The sequence below is a fragment of the Collinsella aerofaciens genome (genome assembly GCF_027679495.1).
Classification (GTDB): domain Bacteria; phylum Actinomycetota; class Coriobacteriia; order Coriobacteriales; family Coriobacteriaceae; genus Collinsella; species Collinsella aerofaciens_AK.
The window spans coordinates 40450-56941 of sequence record NZ_JAQEKC010000005.1 but is presented as its reverse complement, the minus strand read 5'-3'; the positions used below and the strand labels follow the sequence as shown (position 1 = coordinate 56941).

At 61.0% G+C, this 16492-nt stretch carries 19 protein-coding genes; 9 read left to right on the top strand and 10 right to left on the bottom strand.

Translation table 11 applies throughout. The features are described 5' to 3' along the window. Positions 1 to 11: 11 nt before the first annotated feature. Positions 12 to 884 (bottom strand): tyrosine-type recombinase/integrase, encoded by an 873-nt coding sequence (locus PGW49_RS02945; RefSeq protein ID WP_270225450.1) that lies wholly within the window; start codon positions 882 to 884, stop codon positions 12 to 14. Between the two features lie 258 nt (positions 885 to 1142). Here PGW49_RS02945 and PGW49_RS02940 point away from each other — a divergent pair, with 258 nt between their 5' ends. From PGW49_RS02940 to PGW49_RS02920, 5 genes are read left to right on the top strand one after another with little or no spacing between them, the layout of a single operon-like run. Next, positions 1143 to 1388, top strand: a complete 246-nt coding sequence (locus tag PGW49_RS02940; protein WP_270225449.1) for a carbohydrate-binding protein — start codon at positions 1143 to 1145, stop codon at positions 1386 to 1388. A gap of 8 nt (positions 1389 to 1396) precedes the next feature. Next, entirely contained in the window at positions 1397 to 1969 is a 573-nt protein-coding gene (locus tag PGW49_RS02935; protein WP_270225448.1) for a carbohydrate-binding protein, read from the top strand. An 11-nt stretch (positions 1970 to 1980) separates the two neighbouring features. Next, complete coding sequence (locus PGW49_RS02930) at positions 1981 to 2355, top strand: phage holin family protein (RefSeq protein ID WP_270225446.1); 375 nt, start codon at positions 1981 to 1983, stop codon at positions 2353 to 2355. Between the two features lies 1 nt (position 2356). Then, positions 2357 to 3175, top strand: a complete 819-nt coding sequence (locus PGW49_RS02925; protein ID WP_270225445.1) for an N-acetylmuramoyl-L-alanine amidase — start codon at positions 2357 to 2359, stop codon at positions 3173 to 3175. Between the two features lies 1 nt (position 3176). Then, entirely contained in the window at positions 3177 to 3479 is a 303-nt protein-coding gene (locus tag PGW49_RS02920; protein ID WP_270225443.1) for a cupin domain-containing protein, read from the top strand. A 473-nt stretch (positions 3480 to 3952) separates the two neighbouring features. Here PGW49_RS02920 and dinD read toward each other — a convergent pair whose 3' ends face one another. The 4 genes from dinD to PGW49_RS02900 form a co-directional block, all read right to left on the bottom strand. Continuing rightward, positions 3953 to 4813, bottom strand: coding sequence for a DNA damage-inducible protein D (gene dinD / locus PGW49_RS02915; RefSeq protein WP_270225442.1), 861 nt, complete (start codon positions 4811 to 4813; stop codon positions 3953 to 3955). Positions 4814 to 4974: 161 nt separating this feature from the next. Beyond that, on the bottom strand, positions 4975 to 6501 hold the full coding sequence (locus PGW49_RS02910; protein ID WP_138112791.1) for an FAD-dependent oxidoreductase: 1527 nt from the start codon (positions 6499 to 6501) through the stop codon (positions 4975 to 4977). A gap of 256 nt (positions 6502 to 6757) precedes the next feature. Next, positions 6758 to 7762, bottom strand: coding sequence for a GGGtGRT protein (locus PGW49_RS02905; protein WP_006235553.1), 1005 nt, complete (start codon positions 7760 to 7762; stop codon positions 6758 to 6760). An 18-nt stretch (positions 7763 to 7780) separates the two neighbouring features. After that, positions 7781 to 8515, bottom strand: a complete 735-nt coding sequence (locus PGW49_RS02900; RefSeq protein ID WP_006235554.1) for an iron-sulfur cluster assembly scaffold protein — start codon at positions 8513 to 8515, stop codon at positions 7781 to 7783. A 403-nt stretch (positions 8516 to 8918) separates the two neighbouring features. Between PGW49_RS02900 and PGW49_RS02895 the strand changes: the two genes are divergently transcribed. Continuing rightward, entirely contained in the window at positions 8919 to 9728 is an 810-nt protein-coding gene (locus PGW49_RS02895; RefSeq protein ID WP_175406054.1) for a transposase, read from the top strand. A gap of 65 nt (positions 9729 to 9793) precedes the next feature. Here PGW49_RS02895 and sufU read toward each other — a convergent pair whose 3' ends face one another. From sufU to sufC, 5 genes are read right to left on the bottom strand one after another with little or no spacing between them, the layout of a single operon-like run. Then, entirely contained in the window at positions 9794 to 10228 is a 435-nt protein-coding gene (gene sufU / locus PGW49_RS02890; RefSeq protein WP_138112785.1) for a Fe-S cluster assembly sulfur transfer protein SufU, read from the bottom strand. Further along, entirely contained in the window at positions 10221 to 11546 is a 1326-nt protein-coding gene (locus PGW49_RS02885; RefSeq protein WP_270225441.1) for an aminotransferase class V-fold PLP-dependent enzyme, read from the bottom strand. The genes sufU and PGW49_RS02885 overlap by 8 nt, the downstream gene beginning before the upstream one ends. Continuing rightward, a complete protein-coding gene (locus tag PGW49_RS02880) occupies positions 11543 to 12814 on the bottom strand; it encodes a SufB/SufD family protein (RefSeq protein ID WP_138112783.1) in 1272 nt (423 codons plus the stop codon). Before PGW49_RS02880 ends, PGW49_RS02885 begins: the two co-directional genes overlap by 4 nt. Beyond that, positions 12814 to 14226 carry a Fe-S cluster assembly protein SufB gene (sufB, locus tag PGW49_RS02875; RefSeq protein WP_138112781.1) on the bottom strand — a complete coding sequence of 471 codons (1413 nt, stop codon included), beginning with the start codon at positions 14224 to 14226 and terminating at the stop codon, positions 12814 to 12816. The genes PGW49_RS02880 and sufB overlap by 1 nt, the downstream gene beginning before the upstream one ends. Positions 14227 to 14238: 12 nt before the next feature. Next, the gene (gene sufC / locus PGW49_RS02870; RefSeq protein ID WP_006235561.1) at positions 14239 to 15039 is read right to left on the bottom strand and encodes a Fe-S cluster assembly ATPase SufC; all 801 of its coding nucleotides are present in this window, start codon (positions 15037 to 15039) and stop codon (positions 14239 to 14241) included. Positions 15040 to 15263: 224 nt separating this feature from the next. Between sufC and PGW49_RS02865 the strand changes: the two genes are divergently transcribed. Genes PGW49_RS02865 through PGW49_RS02855 form a run of 3 tightly spaced genes read left to right on the top strand, consistent with a single transcriptional unit; the run spans position 15264 to position 16397 of the window. Then, positions 15264 to 15695: an RrF2 family transcriptional regulator gene (locus PGW49_RS02865; RefSeq protein ID WP_055310594.1), complete on the top strand. Its 432-nt coding sequence runs from the start codon at positions 15264 to 15266 to the stop codon at positions 15693 to 15695. An 8-nt stretch (positions 15696 to 15703) separates the two neighbouring features. Beyond that, positions 15704 to 15991: a nucleotidyltransferase family protein gene (locus tag PGW49_RS02860; protein ID WP_270225440.1), complete on the top strand. Its 288-nt coding sequence runs from the start codon at positions 15704 to 15706 to the stop codon at positions 15989 to 15991. After that, on the top strand, positions 15978 to 16397 hold the full coding sequence (locus PGW49_RS02855; protein WP_138375172.1) for an HI0074 family nucleotidyltransferase substrate-binding subunit: 420 nt from the start codon (positions 15978 to 15980) through the stop codon (positions 16395 to 16397). The genes PGW49_RS02860 and PGW49_RS02855 overlap by 14 nt, the downstream gene beginning before the upstream one ends. Positions 16398 to 16492 lie beyond the last annotated feature (95 nt).

Here is a 16492-nt window from a genome sequence, read left to right as displayed (position 1 = left end):
GGGATACGGAATCACCCGCCCAGTATCAGCCGCTCGACCTCGCGTTGCGCATCCTTGCAGATGCGTGGCCTCGGCACGATGTAGTGCTCGTATGCCGTGCCGATATCGGTGTGCCCCAGCATCATGGCCACGGTCTCGATTCCCACGCCTGCCTCCACGGCGAGCGTCGCCCACGTGTGGCGGCATTCCGTCATCGAGGTCCAGGCGGCTCCGGCTTGGCGACATGCGGATTTGATGTGCCGTGCAATGGCGTCGGGCGATAGCTCGCACAGCCAGCCCGAGCGGCCCTTTCGCAGCGCGCGCAGGCGTTTGACCGCGAAGCGGGGGAGCCAGCAGGACCGCGCGGAGCGCTCGGTCTTCGGCGCCTCGACGACCTCATTGCCGCGCACGACTTGCCTCGAACGACGGATGCGGACCTCGCCGGTGCGCAGGTCGATGTCCGACCACTTGAGGCCGCACGCCTCGCCGCGCCGCAGCCCGAGGGTTACCGAGCAGATTGCGACCGCCTCGCACTCGTGTCCCCACAGCGCACGGAGGTAGGCACGGACCTGGCTCGCCTCCATAGTGCGTGGGCGGTGCGCCGGCTTGTGCGGTAGCTCGACACCGGCGGCGGTGGGGTCGTACATCCGCACACCGAGCCTGCGTATGGCCCAGCGGATAACCTGCCGCAGGGTCTTGTACGCCTTTTCGGCGGCCCCCGGCAGCTCAAACGAATCAATCCAGCCCTGTACACCCTCGGGCGTTATCGCCTCAAGTTCCAGCTCGCCCCAGCGAGGTAGGACGTGCAGCGCTAGCGCGCTCTCGTATCCGGCCAGGGTGCAAGCACGCAGCCTGCCGCGCTTGTCGTCCATGTACCTCGAGGCGGCCTCTGCAACTTTCATCATGGTCTCCAATCCCGTAAATCCCAGACGCGTGGACTCTCAAGGAGAGGATACGCGCGTGGGATTTCTGCCACGAGAGGTCGAGAGAAAGGAGTCTAAATGGCATTGATGGGGACCCTTGTCGGGCCCGCAGTGCGCCTGGCGACGGATGGGAGGGGTCTCCCGATTCTCGCGTCTGATGAGCCTGAAGTCCCCGAGGGTTTCAAGACGGACATGGCGTATGAGCAGCGGGGCGGTTCCATCTACCAAGTATGGAGTGTCGTGCCAGACGGGATGCGCGATGACGCGGTGCGGCTTGCTGCCATGTCCGCCGAGACTCTCGGTGATGAGGACGCGCTGAAGGTACCCCAGCTCATCCGGCCGTGGTATGTGGGTGAGGCCTCGTATGCCGCCGGCGCGCGCGTGGCATATGGAGGCGACCTGTACAAGTGTCTGCAGACCCACGCACCACGTATCGGATCTGAGCCCGACACGGCTCCGGAGCTTTGGGAAAGAATCAACCATTAAGGAGAAAAATGTTTTACGGACAATTTGTATCTGGGTCTGTCTACCTGACCACGGACGGCTCCGGCCTGCCGATTCGCGAGGCGGCGGAACCCAACCCCGGCTCCGGTTACCACACGGTGCTCTCCTATGAGCAGCATGACGGCGCCATCTGGCAGGTGTGGACTCTCGTTCCCGATGCCGGAACGCCTCAGGACGCTGCCCTCATGCTCGCCCAGATCCAGGCGGCCGCCCTCTCCGACGATGATGCGTTGAAGGTTCCGGCACTCTATCCGCTCTACGCATGCGGTCACGTCTATGCGCAAGGAGACCGCGTGCTCTGGCAGGGCACGCTCTACAAGGCTATTTCCGGCCACACGGCGACTGCGGCGGATCCCGCTTCCGACCCCCAGCACTGGGCGAAGGTCGTGGCGTCCACGGACGGCGGCGAGAGCGTTCCCGAGTGGGTCAGCGGCAAGACGTATGCCAAGGGCGACCGAGTCACCAAGTACGGGTCTGTCTACGAGTCGCTGATTGACGGAAACACGCTTGAGCCCGGCGCTTTCGGGTCTGACAGCGCCTGGAACATCGTGAGCAACGGCTAGGGGAGGGTCGCATGTCCAATATCCTCATCCAGCTGACCGAGCCTCAGGTCTGGGCAATCGCCATCGCGTGCGCATTCATGGTCATGGACATCCTGACCGGCTTCATCGGCGCTGTCATCAACGGCAACGTCTCGAGCGCTAAGATGCGCGTCGGTCTCGGCCACAAGATCCTGCTCTGCTGCCTCATTGCGGTCGCAGTGATGATCGAGCTTGCCGGCGCTCACATTGCCGGTCTCGGCTTCAGCGGCGTCTCCGTGACCGTTGTGTGCGTCTACATCATCATCATGGAGGTCGCCTCCATTCTCGAGAACGTATGCGCCGCCTACCCGGAGCTTCGAGATACGCCGCTCATGCGCATCTTTGATCACGACAAGGTTGGTGACTAGTGTGGCCAAGCTGTTCGTCATCTGCGGGCACGGCGCCGGCGACCCCGGCTGCTGCGCGGGCGGCTATACCGAGGCCGAGCGTGTCCGCGCCCTGGGCCAGCGCATCAAGGATCTCGGCGGTTCCGAAGTCGAGCTTGGAGACACCTCGCGCAACTGGTATGCCGACGGCGGCGTAAGCCGCCTGCGCACGGATGCGCCGGTGGTGGAGCTGCATATGGATGCCAGCGGCGCAGCGACTGCGCACGGCGCGCATGTGATTATCAAGGATGGCTTCGAGCCGGACGCCTACGACAAGGCACTTGCGGACAAGCTGTCCGCGTTCATGCCGGGCCGAGCGCAGAAGCTCGTCAAGCGATCCGACCTCGCCAACGTCAACAGGGCTGCCGTGCGCGGCATCAACTACCGCCTCGCCGAGAACGGCTTCATCGACAACGGCGGCGATTTGCAGAAGTTCAATGAATACCTCGACGACCTGGCCCGAATCTACCTCGAGAGTTTCGGAATCAAGGTATCGAATTCCGCACCCGTTCAGCAGGCTCCCGCGAAGCAGCCGACCCAGCAGGCGACTGAGACCGAGAGCTTCGGCGGCCGCTACCGCTGCACCGTCTTCAAGCTCAACGTGCGCTCGGCGCCGTCCCTCTCCGGGTCCGTGGTGGCCTCCTACAGCAGGGGGCAGACTGTCGTGCTCGACGACTGGTATAAGTCCGCGGACGGCTTTATCTGGGGACGCTACACCGGCGGCAGCGGGAAGATCCGCTATGTTGCCGTGGGACGTGCCACCGGAAAGCCCGAGGCAGATGACTACCTCATCAAGGAGTGACATGAAACCGAGAGATAAGATGCTCAGCCTCGCCTATGCGATCGCGTGCCTCATCGCAATGTCGGGGCTCATCATCATCGTCTGCTCAGCCTTGGCGCCCAAGAATGCCCAGGCGGCATCTGACATGACTGTCATGGACCAGTCGGAAGGTCCCCTGTACGATCTGCCTGGTGGAGTCAATTCGTACATCGCGACCGAGCGCTCGACAAATCGAGCCTACATCGTGGTCGAGAGCGACCGCGGCATCGCGATCACGCCGTACCTCGACGAGGACGGCGATCAGGCGATCATCGACAGGCCATAAGCATTAGCCCCTCCCCGGCAAGTATGCCGGGGAGGGGCTTTATGCATGATGCGATAACCGTAAATATCCGTTCTCCAATGCAACTTGAGCGTAAATTGTACGAGCAGAATAAGCGTGACCTGCATCTTTGCTTGTAGAGCGCTTGCCAAAAGCACGCGTTCAAGACTCTTAATCCCAAGGTCCAGGGTTCGACCCCCTGACGGCCCACCAAAGCAAGTTAAGACGGTCAACTTCGGTTGGCCGTCTTTTTTTGTTGACCTTTCATGGGGTCGAACCCGAAAGGGCGCGGAGCTGAGGAAATGCGTAAGCATTTACCAGCGCAGCGCGCAAGGCGCCTTGGCGCCGCAGCGGCCGCCTGCGCAGCAGGCTGACCCCCTGACGGCCCACCCAAAGATCGTTAAAGCGACTGGCTTAGGCTGGTCGTTTTTTTGTTAACCTCGCATGGGGTCGAACCCGAAAGGGCGCGGCCGCTTTCACAGATTGAGTCTACCCTGGGGATCGGTGAAACCGTCAGTACCCTCCTTGAGTTTCTTCTCGTCTGCCTTCACGCGACGCTCGAGCTTTTTTGTATCCTCGGCAGGCGGTAGGTTCTCGGGAACAATTCCGCGGTCGATGAGGCTGCCACGCACGCTCGTGTTGTTCTCGACGTGTTCTTGTTTGATCTGGTCCAGACCGTACAAGTCGTGTTCCTCGGCGTTGAAGGCCGTCATCGAGTTCGTGAGGTCCTTTGCTTTGATGAGAACATCGGCTAGCTTGTCCGCCAATGCAGCACTCTTGGACACACCAAGCTGCCGCTTCATGTCCGCCGTGCTTCTGTCGCCGAATAACGCCTCATCGCCCTTCGACTTGATGATCGCGAATCCTTTGGAGTCCACGCCTCGTTTGAACGCAATGCCCGAGAGCTGTTTCTCTGAATCGGATAGCGAGTGGCACGCCTGCAAGCGCTGAATCTCTGCGAAGCGCTGCTCTATGAGCTCCTGACGGCGTGTCTGCACGGCGAAGTACGCCTGTGCGAGTGCGATTTCGGGCTTGTTTGGGTCTCCGTTTTGGGCGATTAAATAGCATGCGTAGCGCGTCAGCTTGTAGTCTTTTACGGCTCGTTTGGCGATGCCGGCATCTACCATTTTGCTGGCCTCAGCAAAATGGGCGGCAACAGGCATTTTATTGGTGTCACACGATGCCATGGATCTCTTAACTGCAGTCTCAAAATTACGCCATTGGGTGTATCCGAGGGGTTCCATTAAATCGCGTGCGAGCCAATACTCAACGCCGTCTTCTACATGGGCGTAGCTGTCAAGTTCGACACGCCATTTCTCGATATCCCTGCTGTCCATATCTCTTCCTTTCTGTTCGTTTGTCTACGTGGACTATGTCGACTCCGTATTCAGAATGAGTATATTTGCCCGCGCGGACACGAATGGGCCCTGTGTCGCTTTGAGTTCACGGGACCCATTAATATCGAGAAGTTGTGTTCTGCTCTGGAGGGGTGCTCGGCTTAGTCCGCTCGATAGTGCGAACCCAGGCTTTCGGTCCGCTTGCGCATGGCTTTGACCATTTCCTGTGCTAGTTGAATCTGCGATTGCAGGCGGGCGAGGGCAGCGATTTCGCTGTCGTTGGCATGTGGCTTATTTAGAGCCGTGGCTTCGTCTTGCAGGCTTTCAAGCTGTTGCAGGGCCTCGGATAGGCCTGTTTCGGTCCTGTTGATCATGCAAAAGGTGCTCATCGTGTGCCTAAGGCTGTGTGTCAGGCGTTCGGCATCTGTTGCGGCAATGCCGTACTGGGGGAGGGTGATATCCGCCTTCAGGGCCGCCTCAGGCTCTTTCTGCGCTGCAAGGGCTGCCGATGCGCCCGCGATACGTCCGAATACGATGCCGTTGGCGCTTGACAAGCCACCAATGCGGTCGGCGCCGTGCATGCCGCCTGTCGCCTCGCCGCAAGCGTAGAGGCCCTCAACGCCCGTGTGCGCGGTCTTATCGATCTTGATGCCGCCGTTAGCGGCGTGGGCATACATCGCAACGCGCATCTCGTCGGTCGGCGCGATGCCGTGCTCGTCTTGCAGCCAGGTGGCAAAGGTCTGCACAAACTCTGGGACATCCTCGCGGGGGAAGTCGTAGTGGAGTGCCAGGCCTTCGACACCTGCCTGATCGATGACGAGATCGATAGCGCGGGAGGCCAAGCGTGACGTGAAGGGACCATATCCAGAGCGCTGCTCGAGCAGGTCGTCCAGCTTGTCGTCGGCAATATCTACCGGCTGGTCTACGTGCACGTAGCGCCAGGTTTTCTCATTGAAGACCAAGTTACGCCTGGGCTCGATGAAGCCGGGCATCATCTGCATGAACTCTATATTAGTAAGTGTTGCGCCGTGCGCCAGCGCGATGGCCTGCGAGGAACTGAGCACATCAGCCGACGTAAGGCTGCGCTCGAACAGGCCGCCTGTGCCACCGGCTGCGATGACCGTGGCCTCGGCAGCAAAGGGCACGATTCGATTTTCGGTAAGGTCGTAGAGTACGGTTCCGGTTATTCTGCCGTTCGTGTCCTCAACAAGGTCGATAAGCTCATGGCGGGGGAGCAGGCGAATGCCGAGCGACTCGATCCAGGTCGTCAGAGCGTCCTCAAGGGGCTTGCGGGTGAGGCCGCGCCACATGCGCGTCTTGTGGTCAAAGCAGGGGATAAATTGCTTTTGTTGAGCACTCTTGGCGCTTTGCGGACGCTGGAGCTCAACGCCCAGGTCTTGCTCGAGCCAGTCAATCGCTTGGGGAATGCCGTGGACGAACGCTTGGACGAGTTCGGGGTCGGCAACGCCGCCGCCGACGGCCAGGATGGTGTCGATGAGGTCCTGCTCGTCGTCTTCGTTAACGGGTCCGATAAGCCCTAGGCCCCAGGTTCCGGGGAAGAAGCTCGATCCACTCATAGTCTTGCCGGCGCTTGCCACAGTGACGGTTGCACCCGTGCGTGCCGCTTCGATGGCGGCGCAAAGGCCCGCAATGCCAGATCCAATTACCAGTACATCAGTCGATTCCATCGGATTCCTTTCTCGTCCGGCGCATTGTCGCACGGGTGATCGGCAATGGGGCCGCAAAGACTCGGCAAATCGGTAAAGGGCAAATATGGCAGGTGGGCGTCATGGACGCTCTGACGCTCCATCTCATCACATCTTGTATTTCGCCCCAACTGATATATCGGCATTAGCTACCCTGCGACAGCGCAAACAAAAAGAGCCGCTACCTGGGTGGGTAGCGGCTCCAAAGCTCAACTATATGAGCATCGCGCGGGCGCGATTAGGCCTTGAGGGCCTCCTCGACGGCGACAGCGCAGGCGACGGTGGCACCGACCATGGGGTTGTTGCCCATGCCGATGAGACCCATCATGTCAACGTGCGCAGGCACGGAGGAAGAACCGGCGAACTGGGCGTCGGAGTGCATACGGCCCATGGTGTCGGTCATGCCGTAAGAGGCAGGGCCGGCGCCCATGTTGTCCGGGTGCAGGGTACGACCAGTGCCGCCACCAGAAGCGACGGAGAAGTACTTCTTGCCAGCCTCGAGGCGCTCCTTCTTGTAGGTGCCAGCGACGGGGTGCTGGAAGCGCGTGGGGTTGGTGGAGTTACCGGTGATCGAGATGTCGACGTTCTCGTGCCACATGATGGCAACGCCCTCGCGGACGTCGTCGGCGCCGTAGCAGTTGACGGCGGCGCGGGGACCATCGGAGTAGGGGATGGTCTCGACGACCTTGAGCTCGCCCGTGAAGTAGTCGAACTGGGTCTTCACGTAGGTGAAGCCGTTGATGCGGGCGATGATCTGAGCAGCGTCCTTGCCCAGACCGTTGAGGATGACGCGCAGCGGCTTCTTGCGAGCCTTGTTGGCGTTTAGAGCCAGGCCGATAGCACCCTCAGCGGCAGCGAAGGACTCGTGACCGGCCAGGAAGGCGAAGCACTCGGTGTCGTCGGAGAGCAGCATAGCGCCCAGGTTGCCGTGGCCCAGACCGACCTTGCGGTCCTCGGCGACGGAGCCGGGAACGGTGAAGGCCTGGATGCCCTCGCCGATGATGGCGGCAGCCTCAGAAGCGGACTTGGCGCCACGCTTGACAGCGAGAGCGCAACCGAGGGTGTAGGCCCACTCGGCGTTCTGGAAGGCGATGGACTGGGTGTTGTTGACGATCTCACGCGGGTTGAAGCCCTTGTCGGTGCAGATCTGCAGAGCTTCCTCGAGGGAGGCGATGCCGTTGTCGGCGAGGCACTTGTTGATCTTGTCAGCGCGGCGCTCGTAACCTTCGAACGTAACAGTCATAGTTATTTCCCTCCCTTTCTACTCGTGAACCGGGAACACGCTGGCGACGGAGTGAGTCTCCTCGTCGGTGCGCGGGTCGATGTACTTGGCAGCGTTCTCCCACTGACCATAGTGGCCCATAGCGCCAGCGATGGCCTCCTCGGGGGTCTTGCCGGCCTTGACGGCGTCGGTGAACTTGCCGAGGTTCAGGAACTCGAATGCGATGATCTCGTTCTTGTCGTTGAGAGCCATGCGGGTGACGTAGCCCTGAGCGAGCTCGAGGTAACGAGCGCCCTTGGCCTTGGTGCCGAACATGGTGCCGACCTGAGAGCGAAGGCCCTTGCCGAGGTCGTCGAGGGAGGCGCCCACGGGCAGGCCGCCCTCGGAGAACGCGGTCTGGCTGCGGCCGTAAACGATCTGCAGGAAGATCTCGCGCATAGCAACGTTGATGGCGTCGCAGACGAGGTCGGTGTTGAGGGCCTCGAGGATGGTCTTACCGGGAAGGATCTCGGAAGCCATGGCGGCAGAGTGGGTCATACCCGAGCAGCCGATGGTCTCAACGAGGGCCTCCTCGATGATGCCGTCCTTGACGTTCAGCGTGAGCTTGCAGGCGCCCTGCTGAGGTGCGCACCAACCCACACCGTGCGTAAGACCGGAGATGTCGGAAATCTCCTTAGCCTGGACCCACTTGCCCTCCTCGGGGATGGGTGCGGGGCCGTGGTATGCACCCTTGGCAACGGGGCACATGTTCTCCACTTCCTGTGAGTACTGCATGCCTCTCCTCTCTATCGTGTTGGCGTCCCGTCTGGGGGCCGTGGCTGGCGATTGCCGGGCGACCCTTCGAAAGGGACATGACATGCAGCCCCTATAATACCGCGAAATGCACGGAATATTCGGCGAACGGCTCAGTTTTCGTAGCGAGATGCGCGGAACTTTCAATTGAAACGGTTTAACTCTATATTCTGTGGTCGTGCACTTCCGTAGAGGGGGTCCGTCTTGGGCAAGCTTTTGGTCAGCTTTTGTAAGCGTTGCAGGGGTTGACCTGTTGCAACGGTGCCGTTCGCCGCCTGTTTACTGCCTTTGGCCGCGCGAGCGAATTGTTTTGCGTGAATGTTTTGATGGCACGCTTCAATCGTGCTGTATTGGATGGCAAGCAGATCCCGGCGAAGGGAGCGCCATGCAGCGCGTTTGGAGAACGGTTACCGGCTTTTACCATGTCTGTGCCCGCGGTACGGGCAAGCAGCTCATCTTTGAGGGCGATGAAGACCGGTGGGAGTTCTTGGAGCTGATGCGTGAGTGCTGCCGCAAGGCGGGCGTGACGGTTATCGCCTGGTGCCTTATGGGCAATCACGTGCGTCTGGTGCTTGCAGATTACGAGGACGCGATGAGCGCGGCGATGCACCGGCTGCTTTTGGCGTACGCGCGGCGGTTCAATAAACGCACGGGGCGCACAGGGCATCTGTTCCAGAACCGTTTTGACCGGCGCTCGCTCGATACCGACTGGCAAGTGATGGAGGCTATTCGCTCCGTTCACGCCGATCCGCAGGAGGCGGGCATCAGTCTCATTGAGCGTTATCCCTGGAGCAGCTTTCCGGAGCATTTGTGCGCTTACGACGGTGACGCGGCCGATGTCGCGAGGGGATTTTCTGATCCTTCTTGCGTGCTTGAGCTTTTTGGTTCTGCCGAGGGCTTTATTGCCTATTCGCTTTCGACGCCCGACGGCGGCGAACCGGCGCTGCGCGATATGAAAGAGACAGAGTGGGAACGCCACGCCTTTGCCGACAAGTTGGCGAAGAGCCTCGGGGCTCCGCTCCATGGGGTTAAAGACGCACCGCCTGCGCAGCGCGATACCGTTATTTTTGGATTGCACGATGCCGGTTTTACGGTGCGCCAGATTGAGCGGTATACCGGGATTGGCAAAAGTACCGTCTCTCGTATCGTGCGCGCTTATGCGCGGGTGAAGGCACAGACTGAGCTCTCGGAATAGAAAATGGCCGAACCACTCTTGTCAAGCGATTCGGCCAACAAAAATCTTAAGATTTGGGACAAGTACTACTGATTATTTCGCCCCTCGAGCATGCCGTCGAGGGTGCGCCAGGCGAGCTCGGCGCATTTGACGCGGGCGGGCATGTGCGAGATGTCCTGGAGCTGGGCGGCTTCGTCCAGGTCTTCCAGGTCCTCCTCGGAGAGCTTCTCGCCGCGGATCATGGCGAGGAAGAGCTCTGCCAGGCGGCGAGCTTCCTCGACGGTCTCGCCGGTGATGAGATCGGCCATGATGTCGGCACTGGCCTGGCTGATGGCGCAGCCGTGGCCGGTAAAGGAGGCCTCCTCGATCACGTTGTTCTCGACACGCAGCTGCAGAGTGAGCTCGTCTCCGCAGCTGGGGTTGATGCCGTCGTGCTCGTGCGTGGGAGCATCCATCTCGTACTTGTAGTCGGGGTGCGAGTTGTGCTCCATAAATGTGGTGGAGGTGTACAGATTACCCATTGAACGTGCTCCAAACGTGATGCAGGCCGGCGATGAACTTGTCAATGTCGGCCTTGTCGTTGTAGAAGGCCACGCTGGCGCGGCAGCAGGCAAGGTTCTCGACGCCCAGCCAGGTGAGCAGCGGCTGTGCACAGTGGTGACCGGCGCGGATGCAGACGCCGTCCATGTCCATGATGCTCGCGACGTCGTGCGGGTGGATGCCGCGGACGTTAAAGCTCACAACGCCGTGGTGGTTGTCCCAATAGATGGAGCCGATGATCTGGACAAAGTCGAGCTGCATGAGCTCGCCCATCAGGTAGTGGACGAGTGCCTGCTCGCGTGCCTGGATGTTCTCGTAACCCACCGTGTTGACCAGGTAGTCGAGTGCCGCACCCGTGGCGAAGATGCCGGCGGCGTCCTGTGTGCCGGCCTCGAATTTCTCGGGAACGGGCGCCCAGACGGCGTCCTGCTCGGTAACAGAGTCGATCATCTCGCCGCCGGTGAGCATGGGCGGCATGGCGTTGAGCAGGTCCATCTTGCCCCACAGCACGCCGATGCCCATGGGGCCCATAGCCTTGTGTGCGCTAAAGGCAAAGAAGTCGGCGCCCAGGTCGGCCACATCGACCGGCATGTGCGGCAGCGACTGCGCACCGTCGACGACCAGGTAGCCGCCATACTTGTGCACGAGCTTGCCGAGGTTCTTGACTGGGTTCTCGACTCCCAACACGTTGGAGACCTGACCCACGGCCAGAATCTTGGTCTTGGGACCAACCTTGGCAAGAACCTCCTCGGTGGTGAGCTGACCGGTCTTGGTGGGGTAGAGGTAGACGAGCTTGGCGCCGGTCTCGCGGCAGACCTGCTGCCACGGAATCAGGTTGGAGTGGTGCTCCATGATGGTGATGACGACCTCGTCGCCCGGCTCGAGGACTGTGGGTGCAAAGCTCTTGGCGACCAGGTTGAGCGACTCGCTCGTGTTGCGGGTGAAGACGACCTCGTTGGCCTGGGCAGCGCCGATGAGGTCGGCGATCTGCTGGCGCACCTTCGCGATAGCCTCAGTGGCCTCGACGGACAGCGAGTACAGGCTGCGCAGAGGGTTGGCGTTCATGCGCTGGTAGAAGTCGCGCTCGGCGTCGAGCACACAGGCAGGACGCTGCGCGGTAGCGGCACTATCGAGGAAGGCGATCTCGGGGTGCTGCTGGAACAGCGGGAACTGCGCCTTGTAGGGATTAGTCTCGATGTCGACGGTAGGCCAGCCGCGCGAGGCCTCGTCGCTGGCGTCGAGCTCCATAGGCTCCGGTGCGGTACAGGTGTCGCATTTAACGTGCTCGGTGTCGATCATGCGAGCTCCTCTTCAAAGTTGTCGATCAGGTTGTTGCCCAGGCGGACGACGGCGGCGCGGGTGCGCTCGTCGGTGGCGGAAAGTGCGGCGTCCTCCAGCTTGGCGCGGACGAACAGGTCCTCGGCGGCGTTTTGGTCAAGGCCGCGGCAGGCGAGGTAGAACAGTTGCTCGTCGCGGACGTGGCCGATGGTGGCTCCGTGGTTGCCGGCGACGTCGTCCTCGTCGCAGAGAATGACGGGAACGGTCTTGTTGTCGACGCCCTTGTTGGCCAAAAGCACCGTCTCGCGCTCGGTGCCGGTTGCACCCTTGCAACCGTGCACGAGGTCGATGGTGCCGCGGTAGACCTTCTTGGACGTGCCGGTCAGCACGCCGTTGGCGTCGATCTCGCACTCGGTCTTGCGACCGCGGTGGCGCAGCTCGTAGTTAAAGTCGCGCACCTGCTCTCGGGCGCCCAGGTAGTCAGTATCGATGGTGACCTTGGCGGTATCGCCCAGCAGGTCGCCGGCAAGGCCGGTGGCGCTGGCGCCGGCACCCAGGACGGTGTGCTGCACGTTGACGCGCGCGCCCTCGTCCAGGAACAGGCCGGTGTCGTCGAGCGCGATCCAGCTATCGTCGAGCGTCTGCGTGCAGGTCACGTTGACGGTGGCGTACTCGTGGGCGCACACGCGCAGCACGGATCCCACGACGCCCTCGCCGGCAACGGGGGAGTCCAGGGCGATCTGCAGGTCGAGCGTCGACTGGGGACGGACGACGACGTCGATGGCGGCGATGGCCGCGGCGGCATCGACACCGCTCACACGCACGGTAACCGTGGCGTGCTTGTATGCGGGCACATCGATGACGACGCGCTTGGTGGCGTGGTCGGCCAGGTAGGTGTAGGCAGCCTCGCCCATGCCAGTCTCGAAGGCCTCAGCGGGGGAGAGCTCCTCCTCCAGCTTAATGGCACCGGCCTGGTAGACGGAGGTGGCGGGCACGTCGAGCTCGGTCTCGGGCGTGATGCGGGCGCGGTCGGCGGCATCGCCGGGCGCGGAGGCGCGGCGCTCGGGGAAGCGCTCGGCCATGGCGTCCATGGCGGCGTCGAACGCGTCTGCCACGCCAGCAAATTGCTCGTCCAAGCCCTCAACCTTAACGGTCTCGGCGGGAGCGGCGGCAAGCTCGTCAGAGAGCTCGAGCTTGGTCTGGTTCATCTTCAGCCAGCCCCATGTGGCAGCCGGCATCGCATTGACCTGCTCAAGGGTGGTAGCAGCGGTGTTCGTGGTCTGTTTCATTATCCGATCGCTCCTTCCATCTCGAGCTTGATCAGGTTGTTCATCTCGACGGCGTACTCCAGCGGTAGCTCCTTGGAGACCGGGTTGGCAAAGCCGTTGACGATCATGGTACGGGCTTCTTCCTCCGAGATACCGCGGCTCATCAGGTAGAACACCTTATCGTCGCCGATACGGCCGATGGTGGCCTCGTGGCCGATGTCGACATTCTTGGCGCGGATGTCCATGGCGGGGATGGTGTCGGAGCGGCTCTGGTCGTCGAGCATGAGCGACTGGCAGCTCACGGTTGCCTTGGAACCCTCGGCCTTGGGCGTGGCCACGATGGAGCTGCGGAAGGTCTGGATGCCGCCGCTCTTGGAGATGCCCTTGGTCTCGACGGTTGCCGAAGTATCGGGCGCGTTGAGCACGACCTTGCAGCCGGTATCCAGGTTCTGGCCGGCGCCGGCAAAGGTAATGCCGGTAAAGCTCGAGCGGGCGCGGCGTCCGCTGAGCACGCTCATGGGGTAGAGGTAGCCCACGTGGCTACCGAAGGAGCCGCTGATCCACTCGATGTCGCCGTCCTCGTCCACGCGCGCACGCTTGGTGTTGAGGTTGTACATGTTCTTGGACCAATTCTCGATGGTAGAGTAGCGCAGGTGCGCACGCTTGCCCACAAAGAGCTCGACGGCGCCGGCGTGGAGGTTGGCCACGTTGTACTTGGGCGCGGAGCAACCCTCAATGAAGTGCAGGTCGGCATCGTCCTCGACGATGATGAGCGTGTGCTCAAACTGGCCGGCGCCCTTGGCGTTAAGACGGAAGTAACTCTGCAGCGGGAAGTCGAGCTTGGTGCCCTTGGGCACGTAGACAAACGAGCCGCCCGACCATACGGCGCCGTGCAGGGCCGCAAACTTGTGGTCGGTGGGCGGGATGAGCGTCATAAACTTCTCGTGGATGAGCGGTTCCCACTGCGGGTCGTGCAGGGCCTCCTCGATGCCGGAGTAGACGATGCCCATCTTAGACGCCGTGTCCTGCATGTTGTGGTAGACGAGCTCGGAGTCGTACTGCGCGCCGACGCCTGCCAGATAGCTGCGCTCGGCCTCGGGGATGCCCAGGCGCTCAAAGGTGCTCTTGATGTCGTCGGGCACCGACTCCCAGTCGTGCTTTTGGTCGGTGTTGGGCTTGACATAGGTGACGATGTTATCCATGTCCAGGCCCTCGATGGAGGGGCCCCACGTCGGGTCGGGAAAACGATTAAAGATCTCGAGGGACTTTAAGCGCAGGTCGAGCATCCACTGCGGCTCGTCCTTCTTGGCGCTGATCTCGCGCACGATGTCGGGCGTGATGCCGGCGTCGAGGCGCTCAAATCCCTCCTCGCCATAGGTGAAGTCGTAGAGGCTGCGGTCGATGTCCGCGACCTCGGTGCGGTTCTTGGTCATTGCGTCGCCCCTTTACGCCTGCTGCTCGGCAGCGGCGGCCTCGGCCTGGGCGCGCTGCTCGGCGGCCTCGCGCTCGAAGGTCTCAAAACCGTTCTTGTCGATCCAGGGGATGAGCGAGGCGTCGTCCTCGCGCACGATGTGGCCCTTGACCATAACGTGGACGCGGTCGACATCCAGGTGCTCCAGGATGCGCGTGTTGTGCGTGATGATGAGCATGGAGCCGTCGCAGCTCTTGCGGTAGGCGTCCATGCCGTGGCTGACGGTGGACAGGGCGTCGACGTCTAGGCCCGAGTCGGTCTCGTCGAGAATGGCGAGCTTGGGCTGCAGCAGCAGAAGCTGGAGCATCTCGACCTTCTTTTTCTCGCCGCCCGAGAAGCCCACGCCCAGCTCGCGGTTGAGGTAGGCGGTGTCCATGTTGAGCTCTGCCGCGAGCTCCTTGACGCGCCGGCGGAACTCCTTGCCCTTCATCTCCAGGCCGGGGCGGCCGGCGATGCTGGCACGCAAAAAGCTCGACAGCGGCACGCCCGGGATCTCGACCGGGGCCTGGAAGCTCAGGAACAGGCCGGCGCGCGAGCGCTTGTCGGTGGTGAGCTCGGTGATGTCCTGGCCGTCAAAGACGATGCGGCCGTCGTTGACGGTATAGACAGGGTCGCCCATGACCAGGTGGCCGAGGGTGGACTTGCCGGCGCCGTTGGGTCCCATCAGCACGTGGGTCTCGCCGGCGGCGACGTTGAGGTTGACGTTGTGGAGGATGGTCTTCTCGTCCACGGAGGCGGTCAGACCTTCGATGGAAAGCAGCGGATTTGCGCTCATGCTGTCCCTCTCTGTATATGGTGTACTCATAGGTGTACTAAACCCTAGGAATCTTCTCGGAATGAGGTTACTATGGGTTCGGCGTTAGTCAAGGGAAAACCCGACTAATCCACTCGACTTTTCAAATTCTGGGACAAAATAACCTGTTGTGTTTGTCCCATTTACTTAAGATTTGGGACAAACAAACCTGGTTATGTTGTCCCAGATGCGATGGGAGGGTAGGTATGCTCATTTCTTCCAAGGGCCGCTATGCCCTCCGGCTGATGATCTATATCGCGGCGCTGGGCGACGCCGAGGGCAAGATTGCCCTGCGCGAGGTTGCCGACCGCGAGCATATCTCACAAAAGTATCTGGAGCAGCTGGTTCGTCCGCTTATGAAGGCGGGCCTGCTTAAGAGCGTGCGCGGCAAGGGCGGCGGCTACATGATGGCCAAGGACCCGGCCGAGGTGCGTGCCGGCGACATCCTGCGCGCCGTCGAGGGCAGCACGGCTCCAGTGGCGTGCGATGGCATCGACAACAGCTGCACTCGCAGCGATCTTTGCTCGACCGTCAAGTTCTGGCGCGGCCTGGACGACGTGATCGAAAAGTACGTCGACGGCGTGACGTTGGCCGACCTGGCCGCCGTCCCCGAAATCAACTTTGACATTAAGCTGTAGGGCTGCAAATGGCATCTCTCAACAAGGTGTATAAGCAAATTGAAGTTTTTGCTCGGGAGTGTGACGCCGAGAAGGTTGTGCTGTTTGGCTCCCGCGCTCGAGGTGACAACTTGCCTAAGAGCGATATTGACATCGCAGTAGCAGGTTGCCGGGATTTCGGCCGGTTGTCATATTTGATCGAGGAGCGTCTTGATACTCTTTTAGATGTAGATGTCGTCAATCTCGATGAGCCCTTATCGCAGCAATTGCTCGATGAAATTGCCAGGGATGGTGTGATTCTGTATGAAAAAATATGAGAACTTTGCCAGCGCCTTGGCGAATCTTGAGGATGCGCCCAATCAGGATCTCAACAATGATTTTGTTCAGAGTGGATTGATTAATAAGTTCAATCTTCAATTTGAACTGAGCTGGAAGCTCCTTAAGCGTCTGCTCGAGTATGAAGGCGCCACGCTTGCCGCGTCGGGGTCTCCTCGTGCCATCTTGAAGGAGTCGTACCGATTCTACGACTTTATTGATGAGGCGGCCTGGCTAGATATGCTCAGAGACCGCAATACGAACGTCCATATCTACGACAACAAGCTCGCTCAAGACTTGATTCAGCGCATCTTGAACGTCTATATCCCCGCTTTCTGTCAGTTGAGGGACGGGCTGATGGAGCGATACGGCGAGCTTCTGATGGCGCCCGACGACCAGTTTGTTTAATTCCTTAAGATTTCGCGGAGGGTTGTTGCCGTTTACCGAGGGGTTGTTGTGCAACAACGGGCGAGCTGCAATACTTATTTCTATCTTTGCAAACT